The sequence below is a fragment of the Streptomyces sp. R818 genome (assembly GCF_056172735.1).
Genome location: NZ_JAOCNE010000005.1, coordinates 136,612 through 160,970, shown reverse-complemented (window position 1 = coordinate 160,970; position 24,359 = coordinate 136,612). Strand labels below are relative to the sequence as shown.

Annotated in this window: 1 protein-coding gene; it reads left to right on the top strand. The window is 75.2% G+C overall.

Going from position 1 to position 24,359, the window contains the following annotated elements; genetic code table 11:
* Window positions 1-24,315 carry a type I polyketide synthase gene (locus N5I75_RS15975; protein WP_476678078.1) on the top strand — a complete coding sequence of 8,105 codons (24,315 nt, stop codon included), beginning with the start codon at window positions 1-3 and terminating at the stop codon, window positions 24,313-24,315.
* The last annotated feature ends 44 nt before the right edge of the window (window positions 24,316-24,359 follow it).

Sequence of the window (24,359 nt, the reverse complement as noted above, 5' to 3'; positions counted from 1 at the left end):
ATGACGAATGAAGCGCAGCTTCGGGACTACCTCAAGCGGGTCACCGTCGATCTCCACACCACCCGCCGCAAGCTGCGGCAGCTGGAGGCCCGCGAGCAGGAACCCGTCGCCATCGTCGGAATGAGCTGCCGCCTGCCCGGCGACGTACGCACCCCCGACGACTTCTGGGACCTCCTGGTCTCCGGGACCGACGCGGTGACCGACTGGCCCGCCGACCGCGGCTGGCCCGCCCCGGAAACAGGCACAGCCACCGACGGCGACCGGCGGCGCGGCGGCTTCGTGGCGGACGCCACCTCCTTCGACCCCGCCTTCTTCGACATCTCCCCGCGCGAAGCCCTCGCCATGGACCCGCAGCAGCGCCTGCTGCTCGAAGTGGTCTGGGAGGCCTTCGAACGCGCCGGCATCGACCCCGCCACCCTGCGCGGCAGCCGCTCCGGCGTCTTCGTCGGATGCAGCGACCAGGGCTACACCTCCGGCCTGCGCGAGGTCTCCGACGACGTCCGCGGCCACCTGCTCACCGGCAACTCCATGTCCGTCCTGTCCGGCCGCGTCGCCTACGCGCTCGGCCTGGAGGGGCCCGCCGTCACCGTCGACACCGCCTGCTCCTCCTCCCTCGTCGCCCTCCACCTGGCCGCCCAGTCACTGCGTTCCGGGGAGTGCTCCCTCGCCGTCGTCGGCGGCGTCACCGTCATGTCCAGCCCCGGCGCGTTCATCGAGTTCGGCCAGCAGGGCGGCCTCGCGAGCGACGGCCGCTGCAAGGCGTTCTCCGACGACGCCGACGGCACCGGCTGGGCCGAGGGCGCCGGCACGATCGTCGTCGAGCGGCTCTCCGACGCCCGCCGCAACGGCCACCAGGTCCTCGCCGTCCTGCGCGGCAGCGCCGTCAACCAGGACGGCGCCTCCAACGGACTCACCGCCCCCAACGGCCTCTCCCAGCAGCGCGTCATCCTCGCCGCGCTCGCCAACGCCGGACTGCCCGGCGCCGAGATCGACGCCGTCGAGGCGCACGGCACCGGCACCGCACTCGGCGACCCCATCGAGGCCCAGGCGCTCCTCGCCACCTACGGACAGGGCCGCCCCGCCGACCGCCCGCTGCTGCTCGGCTCCGTCAAGTCCAACATCGGTCACACGCAGGCCGCCGCCGGTGTCGTCGGCGTCATCAAGTCCGTCCTCGCCCTGCGCCACGGCGTCCTGCCGCCCACCCTGCACGCCGGGACGCCCTCCAGCCACGTCGACTGGAGCGCAGGCCACGTCGAGCTCCTGGACCGGCCCACCGAGTGGCCCGCCACCGACCACCCGCGCCGCGTCGGCGTCTCCGCGTTCGGCCTCTCGGGCACCAACGCCCACGCCGTCATCGAGCAGGCCCCCGCCCCGAGCGACGACGACCCCGCCCCCGAAGCCGCCCCGCGCGCCACCCTCCCCGTCCTGCCGTGGCTGCTCTCCGCCCGCGACGACGACTCCCTGCGCGCCCAGGCCGGCCGCCTCGCCGCCCACCTGACCGCCCACCCGGCGACCGACCTCTACGACCTCGCCGCCTCCCTCGCCACCACCCGCACGGCCTTCGAACACCGGGCCGTCGTCCAGGGCCACGACAGGGCCGAACTCCTCGCGGGGCTGACGGCGTTGGCCCAGGGCGAGCCCGACGCGCACACCGTCACCGGCACCACCCGCGAAGGCAAGACGGCGTTCCTGTTCTCGGGGCAGGGTGCACAGCGGCTCGCCATGGGGCGCGACCTGTACGAGGCGTTTCCGGTGTTCGCGGAGGCCTTCGACGCGGTGTGCGCGCAGGTCGGTGAGGAGCTGCGGGATGTCGTCTTCGCAGATGACGCCGAGCGGCTGAACCGGACGGAGTGGACGCAGCCCGCGCTGTTCGCGGTCGAGGTGGCGTTGTTCCGTCTGGTGGAGTCGTTCGGGGTGCGCCCGGACGTCCTGATGGGGCATTCGATCGGTGAGATCGCTGCCGCGCATGTGGCGGGGGTGATGTCGCTGGAGCACGCGTGTGCCCTGGTGGTCGCGCGTGGCCGGTTGATGCAGGAGCTGCCCGCAGGTGGCGTGATGGTCGCCGTGGAGGCGGCGGAGGCCGAGGTGCTTCCGCTGCTGGTCGACGGGGTGTCGGTCGCTGCCGTCAACGGTCCGCAGGCCGTGGTGATCGCCGGTGCCGAGGCAGCGGTCGAGCAGGTCGCGTTCGAGCTCAAGCGGCAGGGGCGGCGTACGTCCCGGCTGCGTGTCTCGCACGCGTTCCACTCGCCGTTGATGGAGCCGATGCTCGACGCCTTCCGCGAGGTGGCCGAGCGGATTACGTACGCGGCGCCATCGATCCCGGTCGTGTCGAACGTGACGGGAAAGCTGGCCGCCGAGGGCGAGTTGGCGTCGGCCGGCTACTGGGTGCGGCATGTCCGTGAGGCGGTGCGTTTCGCCGACGGTGTGGGTGCGCTGGCCGAGCAGGGCGTGACCCGGTTCCTGGAGATCGGCCCCGACGGCACCCTCACCGCCCTCGCCCAGACCTGCGCTCCGGACAGCGACGCCCTGTACGTGCCCGTGCTCCGTAAGGAGGGGCCCGAGAGCCACGCGCTGCTCACCGCCCTCGCGCGGATGCACGTGCGCGGAGGCGTCGTGCGGTGGTCCGCGCTCCTGCCGGGCGCCCGCGCGGTCGAGCTGCCCACCTACGCCTTCCGCCGGGACCGCTACTGGCTGGAGCGCTCGTACGCCGAGGACGGTTCGGCCGTCGACCCGTCGAACCCGTACCACCGTGTCGTCTGGCGCACTGTCGCCGGTCTGCCCGAGGGGGCGCGGCTGTCCGGTCGCTGGCTGTTCGTACGCCCGGCGACCCTCGAAGGGGACGACGGCTGGGACGGCGCACTGGCCGAAGCGCTCACCGCGGCCGGGGCCGAACTGCTCGTCGTCGAACACCACCACGCCGATACGCGGGCCGAGTTCGCCCACCGCATCGCTGCCGCCACCGGGGACGACCCTGTGACCGGTGTCGTGTCCACGCTCGCCCTCGACAACGGCGAGAGTGACGCCGTGCCCCTCGGCGTCCTCGCGACCGCCGCGCTGACCCAGGCCCTCGGCGACGCGGGCGTCCAGGCCCCCGTCCGGACCCTCACCCGTGGCGCCGTCGCCGCCACCGCGAGCGACGCGGCCCCGCTTCCGGACCAGGCCGCCGTGTGGGGCCTCGGCCGCGTCGCCGCCCTGGAACACCCCGACCGCTGGGGCGGCCTCGTGGACCTCCCGCCGGTCCTCGACCGGCGCTCGGCCGCCCGCCTCGTCGCCCTGCTCGCCGGTGACGGGCACGAGGACCAGGCCGCGATCCGTCCCGGGGGTCTGCTCGGCCGCCGTGTCGTCGCGGCGCCGTCCGGTTCCGGGACGGCATGGCAGCCCGCCGGTACGGTCCTGGTGACCGGCGGCACCGGCGCGCTCGGCGCCAGGGTCGCCCGCTGGGCGGCGCGGCAGGGCGCGGCCCACCTGATCCTGGTCAGCCGCAGCGGCGATCAGGCGCAGGGAGCCGATGCATTGCGCGCCGAACTGCGCGACCTCGGCGCCGAAGTGACCTTCGCGGCCGTCGACCTGGCGGACCGCCCGGCGCTCGACGAGCTGCTCGACACCCACCCCGTCGACGCGGTCGTCCACACCGCGGGTGTGCTGGAGGACGGCGTCCTCGACGGCCTCACCCCGCAGGCCTTCAGCCGCGTCTTCGCCGCGAAGGTGACCGGCGCACGCCACCTCGACGAGCTGACCCGGGACCGCGACCTCTCCGCGTTCGTCCTGTTCTCCTCCTTCGCCGGCACCGTCGGCTCCGCCGGACAGGCCAACTACGCCGCCGCCAACGCCCTCCTCGACGCCCTCGCCGAGCGGCGCAGAAGCGAAGGGCTGCCCGCCACCTCGATCGCCTGGGGCCCGTGGGCGGGCGGCGGCATGGCCGCCGACGCCGACGCCGAGAGCCGCCAGCAGCGTGGCGGCGTAGGACTGCTCGACCCGGACCAGGCCCTGGACGCCCTCGCGGTCTGCGGCGGGGACACCCCGGCCGCCGTCCTCGTGGCCGACATCGACTGGAACCGTTTCGGCCCCGCCTTCACGGCCGTCCGCCCCAGCCCGATGCTCGCGGAGGTGTTCCGCGCCCCGGCCGGATCCGAGCGGGCCGCCGAGACCGTCGTCACCGGCCTGCGGGCCCGACTCCAGAGCCTCGATCCCGAGTCCCGCCGCCGCGAACTCCTCACCGAAGTACGCACCCGGGCCGCCGCCGCACTCGGCTACCCCGGCCCCGAACGCGTCGGGGCCGAGCGGGCGTTCCGTGACCTGGGCGTGGACTCGCTGATCGCGGTGGAGCTGCGCAACGTCCTGGCGGCGGCGTCGGGCGTCACGCTTCCGGCGACGGTGGTTTTCGATCACCCGACGCCGCAGGCCCTGGCCGCGTTCCTGTACGGCGAGCTGTTCGGGGACGACCTGACCTCTGTCGTCCCGACGACTGTGGCGGCGGTGGACGAGCCGATCGCGATCGTCGGGATGGCGTGCCGTTTCCCGGGCGGCGTGGAATCGCCCGAAGCCCTGTGGAACCTCCTCGCCGACGGCCGTGACGGCATCGGCGACTTCCCCACCGACCGCGGTTGGGACCTCGACCTGCTCTTCGCCCCCGACCCGGACAACCCCTACGCCAGCCACACCGCACGCGGCGGCTTCCTGTCGGACGTCGGCGGTTTCGACGCGGAGTTCTTCGGGGTGTCGCCGCGTGAGGCGCTGGCGATGGACCCGCAGCAGCGACTGTTGCTGGAGGCGTCGTGGGAGGCGGTGGAGCGGGCGGGGATCGATCCGCGGTCGTTGCGGGGCAGCCGTACGGGTGTGTTCGCCGGGACGAACGGTCAGGATTATCCGGCGCTGCTGAGCCTGTCCGAGGGTGACTTCGGGGGCTACGTCGGGACCGGCAACGCGGCGAGTGTGGCGTCGGGCCGGGTGTCGTACGTGCTGGGTCTTGAGGGTCCGGCGGTGACGGTGGACACCGCCTGCTCGTCGTCGCTGGTGGCTCTGCATCTGGCCGCGCAGGCGTTGCGGGCGGGGGAGTGCGAGCTGGCGTTGGCGGGCGGTGTGACGGTGATGTCGACGCCGGGTGCGTTCGTGGAGTTCAGTCGGCAGGGCGGGCTTGCGGGTGATGGCCGGTGCAAGGCGTTCTCCGATGACGCAGACGGCACGGGCTGGGGTGAGGGTGTCGGTGTGCTGCTGGTGGAGCGGCTGTCGGATGCGCGTCGCAACGGGCATCGGGTGCTGGCGGTGGTGCGGGGTTCGGCGGTCAATCAGGACGGTGCGTCGAATGGTCTGACGGCGCCGAACGGGCCGTCGCAGCAGCGGGTGATCCGCGCCGCGCTGTCCTCGGCCGGTCTGTCGGCCGCGGACGTGGATGCGGTGGAGGCGCACGGCACGGGCACCAAGCTCGGTGACCCGATCGAGGCGCAGGCCCTCTTGGCGACGTATGGGCGAGAGCGTGCCGAGGACAGCCCGTTGTGGCTGGGCTCAGTCAAATCGAACCTGGGGCACACACAGGCCGCTGCGGGTGTCGCCGGTGTCATCAAGATGGTCGAGGCGCTGCAGCACGGGGTCCTGCCCGCCACGCTGTATGCGCAGGAGCCGTCCTCGCACGTGGACTGGTCGTCCGGGGCCGTGCGGTTGATCACCGAGCAGCAGACTTGGCCCGCAAGTGACCGTCCGCGTCGCGCGGGCGTGTCCTCCTTCGGTCTCAGCGGCACCAACGCCCACGTCATCCTGGAACAGGCACCGCAGGAGAGCACGGAGGCGGGCGAGCCCGTCGCCATGCCGGTGGTGCCGTGGGTGCTGTCCGGCCGTGGCTCCGACGCCCTGCGCTCCCAAGCCGCCCGTCTCCTGGACGCCGTACGATCCGCGTCCGAGATCGACGCCGTCGAGATCGGCACCGCCCTCGCCACCACGCGCACCGGGTTCGAGGACCGAGCCGTCGTCTGGGGCCGTGACGACGCCGAACTCCTCGCCGGTCTTGCCGCGTTGGCGCAGGGCGAGCCGCATCCTCGTACCGTCACTGGCACGGTCGACGAAGGCCGCACGGCGTTCCTGTTCTCGGGGCAGGGTGCGCAGCGGCTCGGGATGGGGCGTGAGCTGTACGACGCCTTCCCGGTGTTCGCGGAGGCCTTCGACGCCGTCTGCGCGCATGTCGGCGAGGAGCTGCGGGAGGTCGTCTTCGGTGACGACGCGGAGCGGCTCGACCGTACGGAGTGGACGCAGCCCGCGCTGTTCGCGGTCGAGGTAGCGCTTTATCGCCTTGTCGAGTTTTTCGGGGTCCGCCCGGACTTCGTCATCGGCCACTCCATCGGTGAGATCGCCGCCGCGCACGTGGCGGGGGTGATGTCGCTCCAGGACGCGTGTGCCCTGGTCGTGGCCCGGGGCCGGCTCATGCAGGGGCTGCCCGGTGGCGGTGTGATGGTGGCCGTGGAGGCGGCCGAGGACGAGGTGCTGCCCCTGCTGGTCGACGAGGTGTCCGTCGCCGCCGTCAACGGCCCGCAAGCCGTCGTGATCGCGGGTGTCGAGGAGGCCGTCCTCACGGTCACCGAAAAGCTGAAGCGGCAGGGGCGTCGCACGTCCCGGCTGCGTGTCTCGCACGCCTTCCACTCCTCGCTCATGGAGCCGATGCTCGACGCCTTCCGTGAGGTGGCCGAGCAAATCGACTACGCGGCGCCGTCGATCCCGGTGGTGTCGAACCTGACCGGACGCCTCGCCGCCGAGGGCGAGTTGGCGTCGGCCGACTACTGGGTCCGCCACGTCCGCCAGGCCGTCCGCTTCGCCGACGGTGTCGACGCGCTCGCCGCCAAGGGCGTGACGCGGTTCCTGGAGATCGGTCCGGACGCCACTCTCACCGCCCTCACCCGGAACTGCGTCCCGGCCGCCGAAGCCCTGGCCGTGCCCGTGCTGCGCAAGGACCGGTCCGAGGCCGACGCGTTCTACGCCGCCGTGGCCGCGCTGCACACCGTCGGCGCGCCGGTCGGCTGGGGCAAGGTCTTCGCCGGGGCGCGGCCCGCGTCCTTGCCGACGTACGCCTTCCAGCGTTCCTGGTACTGGCCCGAGCCGCGGCGCGGAGCGCACCCCGTGCCCGGTGCGGTCCCGGCGACGACGGCCGGGGAGGCCGCGTTCTGGGAGGCCGTGGACCGGGGGGACGCCGAGGAGCTCGCCGGTGTCCTCGACCTCGACGGCGACGCGCTCGACGGTGTCGTTCCCGCGCTGTCCGCGTGGCGGCGTGAGCAGGTCGAGCGGACCACCGCGGACTCCTGGCGCTACCGCGTGCGGTGGGAGCGGCTGACGTCGGGCGCGGGCGACCCGCGCGCGGTCGGCGGGCGGTGGCTGCTGCTGCAGTCCGGTGACGGTCCCGCCCTGCCCGGCATCGAGGAGTTCGTGCCCGGGATCGAGCGCGTGAAGTGCGCCACGGGCGTGGAGCGGGAGGCGCTCGCCGAGCTGCTGCGAGCGGTGGCCGCCGAGCCGGAGCCCGTGGCCGGTGTGCTGTCCTGCCTGCCGGACGTCGACAGTGCGCTGGCGCTCGTGCAGGCCCACGCCGACGCGGCGCTCGCCGCGCCGTTGTGGCTGGTGACCAGCGGTGCCGTCGCCGTGGGCGGCGGGACCGAGGCCGTGGTCGAGCCCGCGCGGGCCTCGGTGTGGGGTCTGGGGCGCGTCGCTGCCCTGGAACACCCGGACGTGTGGGGCGGGTTGCTCGACCTGCCCGCCCGGCCGGACCGGCGCTCGCTCGCGCGGGCCGCCGCCGTGCTCGCCGCCGCCGACGAGGACCAGGTCGCCGTGCGTGGCGCCGACGCCTACGCCCGCCGGCTCGTGCACGCGCCCGCCCCTGCCGCCACCGGCGCGTGGACGGCGCCCGAACGTGTCCTGATCACCGGCGGCACCGGCGCCCTCGGGACGCGGGTCGCCCGCTGGGCCGTCGGACACGGCGCCAGGGAACTGGTGCTGACCAGCCGACGCGGGCCCGACGCGCCCGGCGCGGACGAGCTGCGGGGCGAACTCGCCGCGCTCGGGGCGCGGGTGACGGTCGTCGCCTGCGACATGGGTGACCGCGACGCCGTGGCCGCGCTGCTCGCCGAGCACCCCGTCGACGCGGTACTGCACTGCGCGGGCGTCCTCGACGACGACGTGATCGCCGCCTACAGCCCCGAGCGGCTCGCGGCCGTCCTCGCCGCCAAGGCGGTCGCCGCCGACCACCTCGACGAACTGACCCGCGACAGCGGCCTGTCGGCGTTCGTGACGTTCTCCTCCATCGCCGGTGTGTGGGGCAGCGGCGGCCAGGCCGCTTACGCCGCCGCCAACGCGCATCTGGACGCCCTCGTCGAGCGCCGCCGGGCCCGTGGCCTCGCCGGTACGTCCGTGGCCTGGGGGCCGTGGGGCGGCACCGGCATGGCCGCCGACGAGGCCGCCCGGACGCTCCTCGAACGGCGCGGCCTCCGACCGCTCGACCCGGACGCCGCGCTCACCGCCCTCGGCCGCGCCCTGGCCGCCCGGGACATCGCCGTGGTCGTGGCCGACGTGGACTGGGAGCGGTTCGCGCCCGCGTTCACCACCGGCCGCCCGAGCCCGCTGCTCGCCGGACTGACCGACGGCGCCGCGTCCGCGCCGGCCCGTACCGCTGCCGACGCCACCGAAGCGGGCGGCACACTGCGCGACCGGCTCGCCGCACTCACCGCCGAGGAGCGCGACGCCGCCCTGCTCGACCTCGTGTGCCGCCGCGCCGCCGCCGCGCTCGGACACACCGACCCGGCCGCCGTCACCGTCGGGCGCGCCTTCCGCGAGATGGGCTTCGACTCGCTGACCGCCGTCGAACTGCGCAACGCCCTCACCACCGAGACCGGCGTCGCGCTGCCCAGCACCCTGGTCTTCGACCACCCGACCCCGCTCGCCGTCGCCGCCCACCTGCGCGACGAGTTGTTCGGTGCCGCGCCTCAAGAGACGCAGCAGTCGCACGAGGTGGCGGTACAGGCCACCGACACCGACCCCGTCGTCATCGTCGGCATGGGCTGCCGGCTCCCGGGCGGCATCGAAGGCCCCGACCAGCTGTGGGAGCTGCTTGCCTCCGGCGGCGACACCGCCGGGGGGTTCCCCGAGGACCGCGGCTGGGACCTGGCCGCCCTCCTCGACGCCAGCGACACCGCCTCCGGCGGCTTCCTGGCGCAGGCCTCCGCGTTCGACGCCGCGTTCTTCGGTATCAGCCCGCGCGAGGCCCAGGCCCTCGACCCGCAGCAGCGGCTCGTCCTGGAGACCTCCTGGGAGGCCCTGGAGCGTTCCGGGATCGCGCCCACCGCGCTGAAGGGCTCGCGCACCGGCGTCTTCGTCGGCGCCGGAAGCTCCGGGTACGCCACCGGGCTCACCGAGGTTCCCGAGGGGCTCGGCGGGCATCTGCTGACCGGGCAGGCGGGCAGCGTGGTCTCCGGCCGCGTCTCCTACGCCCTCGGTCTGGAGGGCCCGGCCGTCACCATCGACACCGCCTGCTCCTCGTCGCTGGTCGCCCTGCACCTCGCCGTGCAGTCGCTGCGCTCCGGCGAGTGCGACCTCGCCCTCGCGGGCGGTGTCACCGTCATGGCCGATCCCGGCGCCTTCGTCGAGTTCAGCCTCCAGGGCGGGCTCGCGCCCGACGGCCGCTGCAAGGCGTTCTCCGACGACGCCGACGGCACCGGCTGGGCGGAGGGTGTCGGCGTCCTCGTCGTCGAACGGCTCTCCGACGCGCGGCGCAACGGGCACCGTGTGCTGGCCGTCGTGGAGGGCACCGCCGTCAACCAGGACGGCGCCTCCAACGGCCTCACCGCCCCGAACGGGCCCTCGCAGCAGCGCGTCATCCGGCAGGCCCTCGCCTCCGCCGGGCTCTCGCCGCTTGACGTGGACGCGGTCGAGGCGCACGGCACCGGCACCACTCTCGGCGACCCCATCGAGGCGCAGGCGCTGCTCGCCACCTATGGCCAGGACCGGCCCGCCGAACGCCCGCTGTGGCTCGGCTCGGTCAAGTCCAACCTGGGGCACACGCAGGCCGCGGCCGGCGCCGTCGGCATCATCAAGATGATCCTGGCCCTGCGCGAGAACACCCTGCCGCGCACCCTCCACGCGGGCCGTCCCTCGTCCCGCGTCGACTGGCAGACCGGCCGCGTCCGCCTCCTCGACGAGGCCGTGGCATGGCCGGGCGACGGCGACCGGGTCCGCCGCGCGGGCGTCTCCGCGTTCGGCGTGTCGGGCACCAACGCGCACGTCGTCCTGGCCGAACCGGCCGGTGTGGCAGCCGAGTTCGTCTCGCCCGGGCGGGGTGACGTTGCTGACGCCGGTCTGGCCGAACCGGCAGGTACGGCAGCCGCGTTCGCCTCTCCCGGGCGGGGTGACGATGCCCACGCCGTCCTGGGCGAGCCCGCACGCGCGTCCGTCTCTCCCGGTCGAGCCGACGCGGACAGCGACCGCACCGCCCTGCCCTGGCTGCTCGCCGCCCGTAGCGTGCCCGCGCTGCGGGACCAGGCCGCCCGGCTCCTCGCCCATCTCGAACAGCGTCCCGGGCTCGACGCCGCCGACGTCGCGTACGCCCTCGCCTTCACGCGGGCCCCGCTTGAGCACCGGGCCGTCGTCACCGGCACGGGCCGCGACGCCCTTCTCGCCGCGCTCGGCGCCCTCGCCACGGAAGGCACCGACCCCGCCGTCGTCACCGGGTCCACCCTGACGCAGGGCGGCCTCGCGTTCCTCTTCGCCGGGCAGGGCACCCAGCGGCCCGGCATGGGACGCGGCCTGTACGAGGCGTTCCCCGCGTACGCCGACGCCTTCGACGCCGTCTGCGGCCACTTCGACGGGCTGCTGCCCCGGCCGCTCGCCGAGGTCGTGCACGGCGACGACGCCGACACCCTCAACCGCACCGAGTACGCGCAGCCCGCCCTGTTCGCCGTCGAGGTCGCCCTCTACCGGCTCGTGGAGTCCTTCGGCGTACGCCCCGCCCACCTCCTCGGCCACTCCATCGGCGAGATCGCGGCCGCGCACGTCGCCGGGGTGCTGACCCTCCCCGACGCCTGCCGACTCGTCGCCGCCCGCAGCCGGCTGATGCAGGCGCTGCCCGAGGGCGGCGCGATGATCGCCCTCCAGGCCGCCGAGAAGGAGGTGCTGCCGCTGCTCGCCGGACGGGAGGACGTCCTCGGGGTGGCCGCCGTCAACGGCCCCCGCTCGGTGGTGGTCTCCGGTGACGAGGACGCGGCCCTCGACGTCGCCGCCCACTTCGCCGCACAGGGCCGCAAGACCACCCGGCTCTGGGTCAGCCACGCCTTCCACTCGCCCCGCATGGAGCCCATGCTCGACGCGTTCCGCGCCGTCGCGGCATCCGTCGCGTACGCCGAGCCGCGGATTCCCGTCGTCTCGAACGTGACCGGCCGCCTCGCAGGGCCCGGCGAATTGACCGACCCGGACTACTGGGTCCAGCACGTGCGGCACGCCGTACGGTTCGCCGACGGCGTCACCGCCCTGGAGGAGCTGCACACCGGCCGCCTGCTCGAACTGGGCCCCGACACCACGTTGACCGCCCTCGCGCAGAGCGCCTGGCAGGGCGCCGCGCCGGTCGCCGTACCCGCGCTGCGCGACGACCGCGACGAGGCCGAGGTGCTGCTGAGCGCGGTCGGCGCCCTGCACGCGCACGGCACCGACGTCGACTGGCGCGCCGTGCTCGACACCGTGGCGCCCGGCGCGGGCCCCGTCGAACTGCCCACCTACGCCTTCCAGCACCGGCCCTACTGGATCGAGTCCACCGCCGCCACGGACCCGGCCGCCGCCGGACTCGTCCCCGCCGGACACCCGCTGCTCGGCGCCGTCGTGCCGTCCGCCGTCGACGACACCCTGGTGCTCACCGGCCGCCTCACGACGCGCGGCGCGAGCTGGCTCGCCGCCCACCGCATCGGCGGCACCGCCGTCGTCCCGAGCACCGCCTTCATCGAACTCGCCCTGGCCGCCGGGGTGCACGCGGGCCGCCCGCAGCTCGGCGAACTCGTCCTGGAACGCCCCCTGGCGCTGCCCGAGCACGACGGCGCAGCCCTCCAGATCCGGGTGGAGGCCCCGGACGTCCGCGGCGCCCGCGCGTTCTCCGTGCACGCCCGGCCCGCCGGTGACAGCGGCGCGGAATGGACCCGGCACGCCGCCGGTGTCCTGACCGACGAGACGCAAGCCGCCCCGGTCCACGACCTCACCGCCTGGCCGCCGCCCGGCGCGCGGGAACTCGCCATCGACGGCCTGTACGCCCGTCTCCGCGCGGCCGGACTCGACTACGGACCTGTCTTCCAGGGCCTCACGGCCGCCTGGCAGGACGATGACGGCGCCGTGTACGCGGAGGTCGCACTCCCCGACACCGCGACCGCCGACGCCGCCCGCCACGACCTCCACCCGGCGCTCCTGGACGCGGCCCTGCACCCGCTGGGCCTCGGCGCGTTCGACGGCCTGGGCGAAGGCCGCGTCCTCTTCTCGGCGGGCCCGGCCCGCCTGTACGCCACCGGTGCCACCACCCTGCGCGTCCGCCTGGAACGCACCGGCCCGAACACCCTCGCCCTGCTCGCCGCCGACGCGATCGGCGACCCGGTCCTGACCATCGGCTCCCTGCTGCTGCGCCCGACCCCGGGCAACACGGCGGCGCCGGCCGAGGACCAGGGCACGGACGCGGCCACGGCTTCGGCCACCGGCGAAGAGGCGGTCATGGCCACAGGTCAGCAGACCGCTGCCACGGCCACCCCGGCCACCGGCCAGCAGGCCGCTACCACCGCCACCCCGGCCACCCCCACCCGCCGCCGCGCAGCGACCCGCACCCAGCCCCCCGGCACCCTCCTCGAACGCCTCGCCACCCGCCCCGCCGCCGAGCGCGAGCGGACTCTGCTCACCACCGTCCGCGAGCGCGTCGCCGCCGTTCTCGGGCACAGCGGGCCCGACGAGGTCGAGTCGGCGCTGCCGTTCACCGACCTCGGGCTCACCTCGCTGACCGCCGTCGAACTGCGCAACGCGCTCAGCGCCGCACTCGGCGTCACCCTGCCCGCCACGCTCGTCTTCGACCACCCGACGCCCGCGGCGCTGGCCCGCCACCTCGCCGACGACCTGTTCGACGAGGCCGACGCCGCCGCCCCCGTAGCCGTACGGCGCGCCGTGGACGACGACCCGATCGCCGTCGTCGGCATGGCCTGCCGCTACCCCGGCGGCATCGCCGGCCCCGAGGACCTGTGGAACCTGGTCCGGGCCGGGGCCGACGGCATCTCGCCGCTGCCCACCGACCGCAACTGGAACCCCGAGCGGCTCTACCACCCGGACCCCGACCACCCGGGCACCGTCTACACCCGCGAGGGCGGCTTCCTGCACGACGCCAGCCGTTTCGACCCGGCGTTCTTCTCGATCAGCCCCCGCGAGGCCCTCGCCATGGACCCGCAGCAGCGGCTCCTCCTCGAAGTCTCCTGGGAGGCGCTAGAGCGCGCGGGCGTCGACCCGGCCGCGGCGCGCGGCTCCGCCACCGGTGTCTTCGCCGGTGTCACCTACCAGGACTACGTGACGATCCTCGCGGCCTCCGACGACAACTTCGAGGGCTACGTCGGTACGGGCAACTCGCCCAGCGTGCTGTCCGGCCGCATCTCCTACGCCCTCGGCCTCGAAGGCCCCGCTGTCTCCGTCGACACCGCCTGCTCCTCCTCGCTCGTCGCCCTGCACCTCGCCGCGCAGTCCCTGCGCCAGGGAGAGTGCGAACTCGCCCTGGCGGGCGGCGTCACCGTGATGTCGACGCCCGGCTCCCTCATCGAGTTCAGCCGCCAGCGCGCGCTTGCCGAGGACGGCCGCTGCAAGCCGTTCTCCGCGGACGCCGACGGCGCCAGCTGGGCCGAGGGCGTCGGCATGATTGTCCTCGAACGGCTCTCCGACGCCCGCCGCAACGGCCACCAGGTGCTCGCCGTGATCCGCGGCTCCGCCCTCAACCAGGACGGCGCCTCCAACGGCCTCACCGCCCCCAACGGGCCCTCCCAGCAGCGCGTCATCCGCCAGGCCCTCGCCTCCGCAGGACTCGCCCCGCAGGACGTCGACGCAGTCGAGGCGCACGGCACCGGCACCACCCTCGGCGACCCCATCGAGGCCCAGGCCCTGCTCGCCGCCTACGGCCAGGACCGCGACGAGGACCGGCCGCTCTGGCTCGGCTCCCTCAAGTCGAACATCGGCCACAGCCAGGCGGCGGCCGGAGTCGGCGGCGTCATCAAGATGGTGATGGCGCTGCGCGAGAACCTGCTGCCGCGCACCCTGTACGCCGACAACCCGACCCCGCACGTCGACTGGAGCGCCGGGAACGTCCGCCTCCTCACCGAGGAGCAGCCCTGGCCGGAGACCGGCCGCGCCCGCCGCGCCGGCGTCTCCTCCTTCGGCATGAGCGGCACCAACGCCCACGTCATCGTGGAACAGGCCCCCGAAAGCACCGACAGCCCCGGAAGCACCGGAAGCACCGGACGGCCCGCCGCGCGCACCACCCTGCCGGCCGTCCCCGTGCTGCTGTCCGCCCGCACCCCGGCCGCGCTCCGCGCCCAGGCCGCCCGGCTCCGCAGCCACCTGCGCGCCCGCCCCGGCACCCCGCTCACCGACGTCGGCTACACCCTCGCCGTCGGACGCGCCGCCCTCACCCACCGCGCCGCCGTCCTCGCCGACGACACCGCCGCGCTCGACGAGACCCTGGCCGCCCTCGCCGCCGACGCGCCGCTCACCGCGCCCGTCCCGGTCGGCAGCGCGCTGCCCGGCGGCGCCGAGCCCGTCCTCGTCTTCCCCGGACAGGGCGCCCAGTGGGCGGGCATGGGCCGCGAACTCCTCGACGCCTCGCCGGTGTTCGCCGACTGGATCGACCGCTGCGAGCAGGCGCTCGCCCCGTACGTCGACTGGTCGCTGACCGCCGTCCTGCGCGGCGACGAGAACGCCGCCGACCTCGGCCGCGTCGACGTCGTCCAGCCCGCCCTGTGGGCCGTCATGGTCGCCACCGCCGCCCTGTGGCGCGCGCACGGCGTCCGCCCTGCCGCCGTCGTCGGCCACTCCCAGGGCGAGATCGCCGCCGCCTGCGCGGCCGGTGCGCTCACCTTGGAGGACGGCGCCCGCGTCGTCGCCCTGCGCAGCAAAGCCATCACCCGCATCGCCGGGACCGGCGGCATGATGTCCGTGCCGCTGTCCGCCGACGAGACCCGCGCCCGCATGGCGCCCTGGGCGGAACACCTCGCCGTCGCCGCCGTCAACGGGCCCACGTCCTCCGTCGTCTCCGGCGAGGCCGCGGCCCTGGACGAACTCCACGCAGCCCTCGTCGCCGACGGCATCCGGGCCCGTAAGATCAACGTCGACTACGGCTCGCACTCCGCGCAGGTTGAGGCGATCCGCGAGACCGTCCTCGACGCGCTCGACGGCATCGCCCCGCGCGACGCGGAGATCCCGTTCCGCTCGGCGCTCACCGGGGATTGGCAGGACACCACCGGGCTCGACGCCGCCTACTGGTACACCAACCTGCGCGAGACCGTCCGCTTCGAGGACGCCGTCCGCGGCCTGATCGCGGCCGGGCACCGCACCTTCATCGAGGTCGGCCCGCACCCCGTCCTCGCCGTCGGACTGCGCGAGACCCTCGACGCAACCGGCGTCGACGGCGCGGTCCTCGGCTCGCTCCGCCGCGACCAGGGCGGCGCGCGCCAGTTCCTCACCGCCCTCACCGAGGCCCACGTACACGGCGTCGACATCGACTTCGAGACCGTCTTCGACGGCACCGGCGCCCTCCGCACCGACCTGCCCACCTACGCCTTCGAGCACCAGCGCTATTGGCCCACCGTCCGCGAGGCGGCGGTGGCCGACCTCGCCGCGAGCGGCGCCCTCACGGCCGACTCCGTGGAGGCCCGGTTCTGGCAGACCGTGGAGCAGGAGGACCTGGAGGCCCTCACCGACAGCCTCGACCTGCCCGTCGACGCGCCGCTCAGCAGCGTCCTGCCCGCCCTGTCCCAGTGGCGTCGCACCCGCAGGGAACGCGCCACCACGGACGCCCTGCGCTACCGGGTCGCCTTCAGCCCCCTCGACACCGGAGCGGCCACCCTCACCGGTACGTGGCTGATCGTGGCGCCCGCCGGGGAGGCCGGGCACGCCCACGTCGTCGACGCCGTCGCCGACGCGCTTACGGCGGGCGGTGCCCGCACGGTCCGGCGGATCACCGTGCCGGACGGCGCCCACGACCGCACCGCCCTCGCCGACCTGCTTCGCGGAAACGGCGACGACGACGCACGCCCCGTCGGTGTCCTGTCCCTGCTCGCCCTCGACACCCGCGACCACCCCGGCCACGCAGCCGTCCCCGTCGGCCTTGCCACCACCCTCGCCCTGATCCAGGCCCTCGGCGACCTCGGCATCGACGCGCCCCTGTGGTGCGCCACGCGCGGAGCCGTCGCCGTCGGCTCCGCCGACCCCGCGCCCGACGCCGCCCAGGCCCTCGTCTGGGGCCTCGGCCGGGTCGCGGCCATGGAGCACGCCGACCGCTGGGGCGGCCTCGTCGACCTGCCCGCCGACCTCGACACCCGCTCCGCCACCCGGCTCGCCGCCGTCCTCGCCGAGCCCGGCCAGGAGGACCAGATCGCGCTGCGCGCCACCGGCGCCCACGGCCGCCGCCTGGTCCACGCCCCCGGCGCCGACACCCCCGCCGAGGCCTGGCGACCGCGCGGCACCGTCCTCGTCACGGGCGGCACCGGCGCCCTCGGCGGCCACGTCGCCCGCTGGCTCGCCGACCGCGGCGCCACCCACCTGGTCCTCGCGGGCCGACGCGGCGCCGACGCGCCCGGCGCCACCGGCCTGCGCGACGAACTCGCCGCCCGGGGCGTCGAAGTCACCCTCGCCGCCTGCGACGTGTCCGACCGCGCCGCCCTCGCGGAGCTGCTCGCCGCGATCCCCGCGGACCAGCCCCTGGACGCCGTGTTCCACGCGGCGGGCTCCCTCGACGACGGCGTCGTCGACTCGCTGACGCCGGACCGCATGGACCCCGTCCTGCGCGGCAAGGCGAGCGCCGCCCGCGCCCTGCACGACCTCACCCGCGACCTCGACCTCTCCGCGTTCGTCCTGTTCTCCTCCACCGCGGGCGTCCTCGGCGGCGCCGGACTCGGCAACTACGCCCCCGGCAACGCCTACCTCGACGCCCTCGCCGCCGAACGCCGCGCCGCCGGACTGCCCGCCACCGCCGTCTCGTGGGGCCTGTGGGCCGACGGCGGCATGGTCGGGGACGGTGCCGCGGACCGTATGCGCCGCCACGGCGTCCACCCCATGGACACCGCCGCCGCCTGCGAGGCCCTCGGCCACGCCCTCGACCTCGGCGACACGCACGTCGTCGTCACCGACCTGCGCTGGGACACGTACGCCCCGTCCTTCACGGCGCCCCGCCCCAGCCATCTGCTCGACGAACTGCCCACCGCCCGCGCGGCGTTGGAGACCTTGAAGCAGAGCGCGGGACCGGCCGTCGACGACACCTCCTCGCTCCACGCCCACCTGTCCGCCCTGCCCGAGTACGAGCGGGCCGGCGCCGTCCTGGAGATCGTGCGCGGCCACGTCGCCGGCGTCCTCGGCTACCCGGCCGCCGACGCCGTCGACCCGGAACAGCCCTTCACCGACCTGGGCATCGACTCGCTCAGCGCCGTCGAACTGCGCAACGGCATGAACCGCATCACCGGCCTGCGCCTGCCCTCCACCCTCGTCTTCGACCACCCCACCTGCCGCGCGCTCGCCGACTTCCTGCTGGCGGAGGTCGCCGACGACACGACGGCGGACGCCGTCGAGCGCGGCCCGCGCCGGGACGCCACGGACGACGACCCGATCGCCGTCGTCGCCATGGGCTGCCGCTTCCCCGGCGACGTCCGCACCCCCGAACAGCTGTGGACCATGCTCCTGAACGGTGAGGAGGGCCTCGTGCCCTTCCCGGAGGACCGCGGCTGGGACCTCGACGCGCTCCACGACTCCGAGCCCGGCAGGACCGGTACCGTCTCCACCCGCACCGGCGGTTTCCTCACCGACGCGGGCGGCTTCGACCCGGCGTTCTTCAACATCTCGCCCCGCGAGGCCGTCGCCATGGACCCGCAGCAGCGACTGCTGCTCGAAATGGCGTGGGAGACGTTCGAGCGCGCGGGCATCGACCCGCGCGGCCTGCGCGGCAGCCGTACCGGCGTGTTCGCCGGCACCAACGGCCAGGACTACACCGGGATGCTCGCCGCCTCCGGCGAGGACTTCGAGGGCTACATGCTGACCGGCAACGCGGCCAGCGTCGTCTCCGGCCGCCTCTCCTACACCTTCGGCCTCGAAGGCCCGGCGGTCACCGTCGACACCGCCTGCTCCGCCTCTCTGGTAGCCCTGCACCTCGCCGTGCAGTCCCTGCGCACGGGGGAGTGCGACCTCGCCCTCGCGGGCGGCGTCACCGTCATGGCCTCGCCGGGCCTCTTCGTCGACTTCAGCCGCCAGCAGGGTCTCGCGGAGGACGGCCGCTGCAAGGCGTTCGCCGAGGCGGCCGACGGTACGGGCTTCTCCGAGGGCGGCGGTCTGCTCCTCGTGGAGCGGCTGTCGGACGCGCGGCGCAACGGGCACCCGGTGCTCGCGGTGGTGGCCGGTTCTGCCGTCAACCAGGACGGTGCGTCCAACGGGCTGAGTGCTCCGAACGGGCCCTCGCAGCAGCGGGTCATCCGCGCCGCGCTCGCGGACGCGGGTGTCCCGGCGGCCGAGGTGGACGCGGTGGAGGCGCACGGCACGGGTACCAAGCTGGGTGACCCGATCGAGGCGCAGGCGCTGCTCGCCACGTACGGCCAGGACCGTGACGCCGAGCGGCCGTTGTGGCTCGGCTCGGTGAAGTCGAACGTCGGTCACACGCAGGCGGGTGCCGGTGTGGCGGGTGTGATGAAGATGGTGCTCGCGATGCGGCACGGTGTGCTGCCCGCGACCTTGCACGTGGACGCGCCGTCCTCGCACGTCGACTGGGAACAGGGCGCCGTCGCCCTGCTGACCGAAGCACAGGAGTGGCCGGAGACAGGCGAGCGTCCCCGTCGGGCGGGCGTGTCCTCGTTCGGTATCAGCGGGACCAACGCCCACGTCGTGCTGGAGGCCGTCCCCGAGGAGCCTGCCGCTGCCCCGGTGGAGCCGGCCGCGTCGACGGGCCCCCTGCCCTGGGTCCTCTCCGCCCGCAGCCGCGACGCCCTGCGCGCCCAGACCGCCCAGCTCCTCGACCACATCGCCGCGCACCCCGAGGTGACCCCCGCCGACCTCGGCCTCTCGCTCACCGCGACCCGCGCCGTCTTCGAGCACCGCGCCGTCGTCCTCGGCGCCGACCAGGCCGCCCTCACCGACGGACTGCGGCTGCTCGCCTCGGGTGAGACCGGGCCGCACACCGTCACCGGCACGCACCGGGGGGACGGGAAGACCGCGTTCCTCTTCTCCGGCCAGGGCGCCCAGCGTCCGGGCATGGGCGCCGGACTGTACGAGGCGTTCCCCGTCTACGCCGACGCCTTCGACGCGGTCTGCGCCCACTTCGGCGACGACGACCTGCGCACGCTCGTCCTCGGTGACAGTGCCGAGGGTGATGACGCCGAGGGTGACGACGCCGAGCGCCTGAACCGCACCGAGTGGACGCAGCCCGCCCTGTTCGCCGTCGAGGTCGCCCTCTACCGCCTGCTCGCATCGTGGGGCGTGCGGCCGGACTTCGTCGCCGGGCACTCCATCGGCGAGATCGCGGCCGCCCACGTCGCCGGGGTGCTGACGCTGCCCGACGCCTGCGCCCTGGTCGCCGCCCGTGGCCGCCTCATGCAGCAACTCCCGGCAGGCGGAGCCATGTTCGCCGTCGAGGCCACCGAGGACGAGGTGCTGCCCCTGCTCGAAGGCCACGCGGACGCCGCCGGTGTCGCCGCCGTCAACGGGCCGCGCTCCGTCGTCGTCTCCGGCGCCGAGGACGTCGTCGCCGACATCGCGGCGAAGCTCGCCGCCGACGGGCGCCGCACCACCCGGCTGCGAGTCAGCCACGCCTTCCACTCACCGCTCATGGAGCCGATGCTCGACGACTTCCGTGCCGTCGCCGCCGGCCTCTCCTACGCGCCGCAGCAGATGGCCGTCGTCTCCAACGTCACAGGACGGGCCGCCGCCCCCGGCGAGCTGCAGGACCCGGAGTACTGGGTGCGCCACGTACGGGGAGCCGTCCGCTTCGCCGACGGCATCGGCTGGCTCGCCGAGCACGGCGCGGACCGGTTCGTCGAGGTCGGCCCCGACGGCACCCTCACCGCGATGGCGCAGAGCTGCCTGCCGGACGCCGGGCACACCCTCTTCGTACCGGCGCTGCGCAAGGACCGCGACGAGCGGGACACACTCCTCGACGCCCTCGCCCACGCCTTCACCCACGGCGTGAGCGTCGACTGGCCCCGCCTCTTCGACGGCACCGGCGCCCGCACCGCACCGCTGCCCACCTACCCCTTCCAGCGCCGCCGCTTCTGGCCGAAGCCGCCCGTGCTGCTCGGCGACGTCACCACCGCCGGGCTCGGCGCGAGCAGCCACCCGCTGCTCGGCGCCGCCGTCGAACTGGCCGACGGAGCCACGCAGGTCCTCACGGGCCGCCTCGCGCTCGGCTCCAGCCCGTGGCTCAAGGACCACGCCCTCACCAGCACCGCCCTGTTCCCCGCCACCGGCTTCCTCGACCTGGCCCTCCACGCGGGCGCCAGGACCGGGTGCGAGCAGGTCGCCGAACTGACCATCCTGACGCCGCTCACCCTCCCCGAGCGCGGCGGCGTACAGGTGCAGGTACGGGTCGAGGCGCCGGACGCCACCGGCGCCCGCCCGCTGACCGTGCACGGCCGCCCCGACGACGCCGAGCCCGGCACCCCGTGGACCCTCCACGTCAGCGGCCTGCTCACGGAGGCCGCCGAGCCGGCCGCGGCACCGTACGACTTCACCGTCTGGCCGCCCGAGGGCGGTGCGGAGGTGGCGCTCGACGGCTTCTACGAGGCGTTCGCCGACCGGGGCCACCTCTACGGCCCGCTGTTCCAAGGACTGACGCGGGTGTGGACGCGCGGCGAGGAGGTGTTCGCCGAGGTCGCCCTGCCGGCCGACGCGGGCCCCGCCGCCGACGCCTTCGACCTGCACCCGGCCCTGCTCGACGCCGCGCTGCACGCGGTGATGTTCGTGCCGATGAAGGACGCGGGGCGCCTGCCGTTCTCCTGGAACGACGTGCGCGTGGACGCCGTCGGCGCCTCCGCGCTGCGGCTGCGGATGGTCCAGGAGGGCCCGGAGGCCATCGGTCTCGCGCTCGCCGACCCGGCGGGCCGCCCCGTCGCCTCCGTCGGCTCGCTCACCCTGCGCGAACTGACCGGGGACCTCGAAGGCTCCAACGTCGGCGCCCCCGACCGGCAGGGCCTGTACGAGCTGGACTGGCAGCCGTTCACCGCCCCGGTCACCGGGGCAACCACGACCACCTGGACGGTCGTCGGCGCGGGCGAGGCGGACGAACTGGCCGCCGCACTGCGCGCCGCCGGACACACCGCGCACGCCGTGCCCGACCTCGACACCCTCGCCGAGTCCGACGAGATCCCCGACACCGTCCTGTACGCCGTACCGGTCGCGACGGCCCCCTCCGGGTCCGAGGCCGACGCCGCCCGCCTCACCACCGGCCACGCCCTGGACCTCGTACGGCGCTGGCTCGACGAACCGGCGTTCCTGCACGCGCGCCTCGCCGTCGTCACCCGGTGCGCCGTCCCGGCCGCGCCGCGCCCCGCCGACCCGGCGCAGGCCGCCGTCTGGGGCCTGGTGCGGGCGGCCCGTACCGAGAACCCGGGGCGCCTCGTCCTCGCCGACACCGACGGAACGGGCGAGTCGCTGGCCGCACTGCCCGCTGTCCTGGACGGCGACAGCGCCTTCGAAGTCGCCGTTCAGGACGGTAAGGCGCTCGCGCCCGGCATCGTGCCGTTCGGCGCCGAGAAGGCCCTCGTCCCGCCGGCCGACACCGGGGCCTGGCGGCTCGGCGTCGAGCGCAAGGGCACCCTGGAGAGCCTGCGTCTCGCGCCCTGCCCGGAGGTCACCGCGCCGCTCGCACCGAACGAGGTGCGGATCTCCATGCGCGCCGCCGGTGTCAACTTCCGTGACGTCCTGACCGCGCTCGGCATGTACCCCGGCGACGCCACCGCGATCGGCCTGGAGGGCGCGGGCGTCGTCACCGAAGTCGGCTCCGGCGTGGCGGAACTCGCGCCCGGCGACCGGGTGATGGGCATGTTCGCCGGGGCGTTCGGCCCGGTCGCCGTCGCCGACGCCCGGATGGTCGCGCGGATCCCGAAGGGCTGGAGCTTCGCCGAGGCCGCCACCGTCCCGATCGTCTACCTCACCGCGTACTACGCGCTTGTCGACCTCGGCGGGCTCAAGCCGGGCGAGCGGGTCCTCGTGCACGCCGCTGCCGGTGGTGTCGGCTCCGCCGCCGTCCAGCTCGCCCGCCACCTCGGCGCCGAGGTGTACGGCACGGCGTCCCCGGCCAAGTGGGACGCCCTGCGCGCCGCCGGTCTGGACGACGCGCATCTCGCCTCGTCCCGCGATCTCGGCTTCGAGGAGCGGCTGCGCGCCGCCACCGACGGCGACGGCTTCGACGTCGTCCTCGACTCCCTGGCCCGCGAGTTCGTGGACGCCTCCCTGCGGCTCCTGCCGCGCGGCGGCCGGTTCCTGGAGATGGGCAAGACCGACGTCCGCGACCCCGCGCAGGTCGCCGCCGACCACCCCGGCGTCGCCTACCGCGCCTTCGACCTGGTCGAGGCGGGCCCCGACCGGATCGGCGAGATCCTCGCCGACCTCGTCGACCTCTTCGGACGCGGTGTCCTGAAGCCCCTGCCGATGGCCGTGTGGGACGTGCGCCGGGCACCCGACGCGTTCCGCTTCCTCAGCCAGGCCCGCCACATCGGCAAGGTCGTCCTGACCCTGCCGGTCGCACCCGACCCCGAGGGGACCGTCCTGCTCACCGGCGGACTCGGCGGACTCGGCCGGATCACCGCCCGCCACCTCGTCGCCGACCAGGGCGTACGGCACCTGCTGATCGCCGGACGGCGCGGCCCGGACGCGCCCGGCGCGGACGAACTGCGCGCCGAGCTGGCCGAGTTGGGCGCCGAGGTGACCGTCGCCGCCTGCGACGTCGCCGACCGCACCGCGCTCGCCACGCTCCTCGCGGGCATCCCCGCCGACCGGCCCCTGACCGCCGTGGTGCACACCGCCGGAGTCCTCGCGGACGGCGTCCTGTCCTCGATGACCCCGGAGCGGTTCGCCGAGGCGCTGCGGCCCAAGGCCGACGCCGTGGTCGCCCTGCACGAACTGACCCGCGACCTCGACCTCGCCCGGTTCGTCGTCTTCTCCTCCGTCGCCGGCACCTTCGGCGGCGCCGGACAGGCCAACTACTCGGCGGCCAACGCCTTCCTGGACGCCTTCGCCCACCACCGGCGCGCCCAGGGACTGCCCGCCGTCTCCCTCGCCTGGGGCACCTGGCTGCCGGAGGCGGGAATGACCGGCGAGCTGAGCGACGGCGACCGCGAACGCCACGCCCGTACGGGCATGGTGCCGCTGGACGCCGCTCACGGCATGCGTCTCCTGGACGCCGCCGCCGACACCGACCGGGCCGCGCTGCTGCCCATGCACCTCGACCCGGCCGCCCTGCGCGAGCACCACGACGTCCTGCCCGTGCTCCTTCGCGGCCTGGTCCGCACCCCCGTCCGGCGGCGCGCCGGCGCAGCGGCCACGACCGCGACGTCCGCCGCACCGGCACCGCAGTCGCTCGCCGAGCGGCTCACCCCGCTGCCCGCCGCCGACCGCGAGCAGCTGCTCGTCGACGTGGTCGCCGAGCAGGCGGCGGCCGTCCTCGGACACGGCTCGGCCGACGAGGTCGACCCCGAACTGACCTTCAAGGAGCTCGGCTTCGACTCGCTGACCGCGGTCGAGCTGCGCAACCGGCTCGCCGCCGCCACCGGACTGCGGCTGCCCGCGACGCTGGTCTTCGACTACCCGACCGCCCTCGCCCAGGCCCGGCACCTCCTTGCCGAACTGGCCCTGCCCGAGCCGCCCGGCACCGCGCAGGCGCTGCTCGGCGAGGTCGACCGCCTGGAGGGTGCGCTGCGCGACTCCGGCGTGGCCGGCGAGGACCGCGACAAGGTCACCGCCCGGCTGCGCGAACTCCTCGCCCACTGGCAGGGCGAGCCCGTCGCCGCCCCGGCCGACGACACCCCCGACACCGAGGACGCGGAACTGGCCGGGGTCGAGTCCGCAGGTGACCTCTTCGACCTGATCGACCGCGAGCTGGGGGACCTGTGAGCACCCCGCCGGTCCCATCGGCCCCTCTGCCCGCACCCGACGAC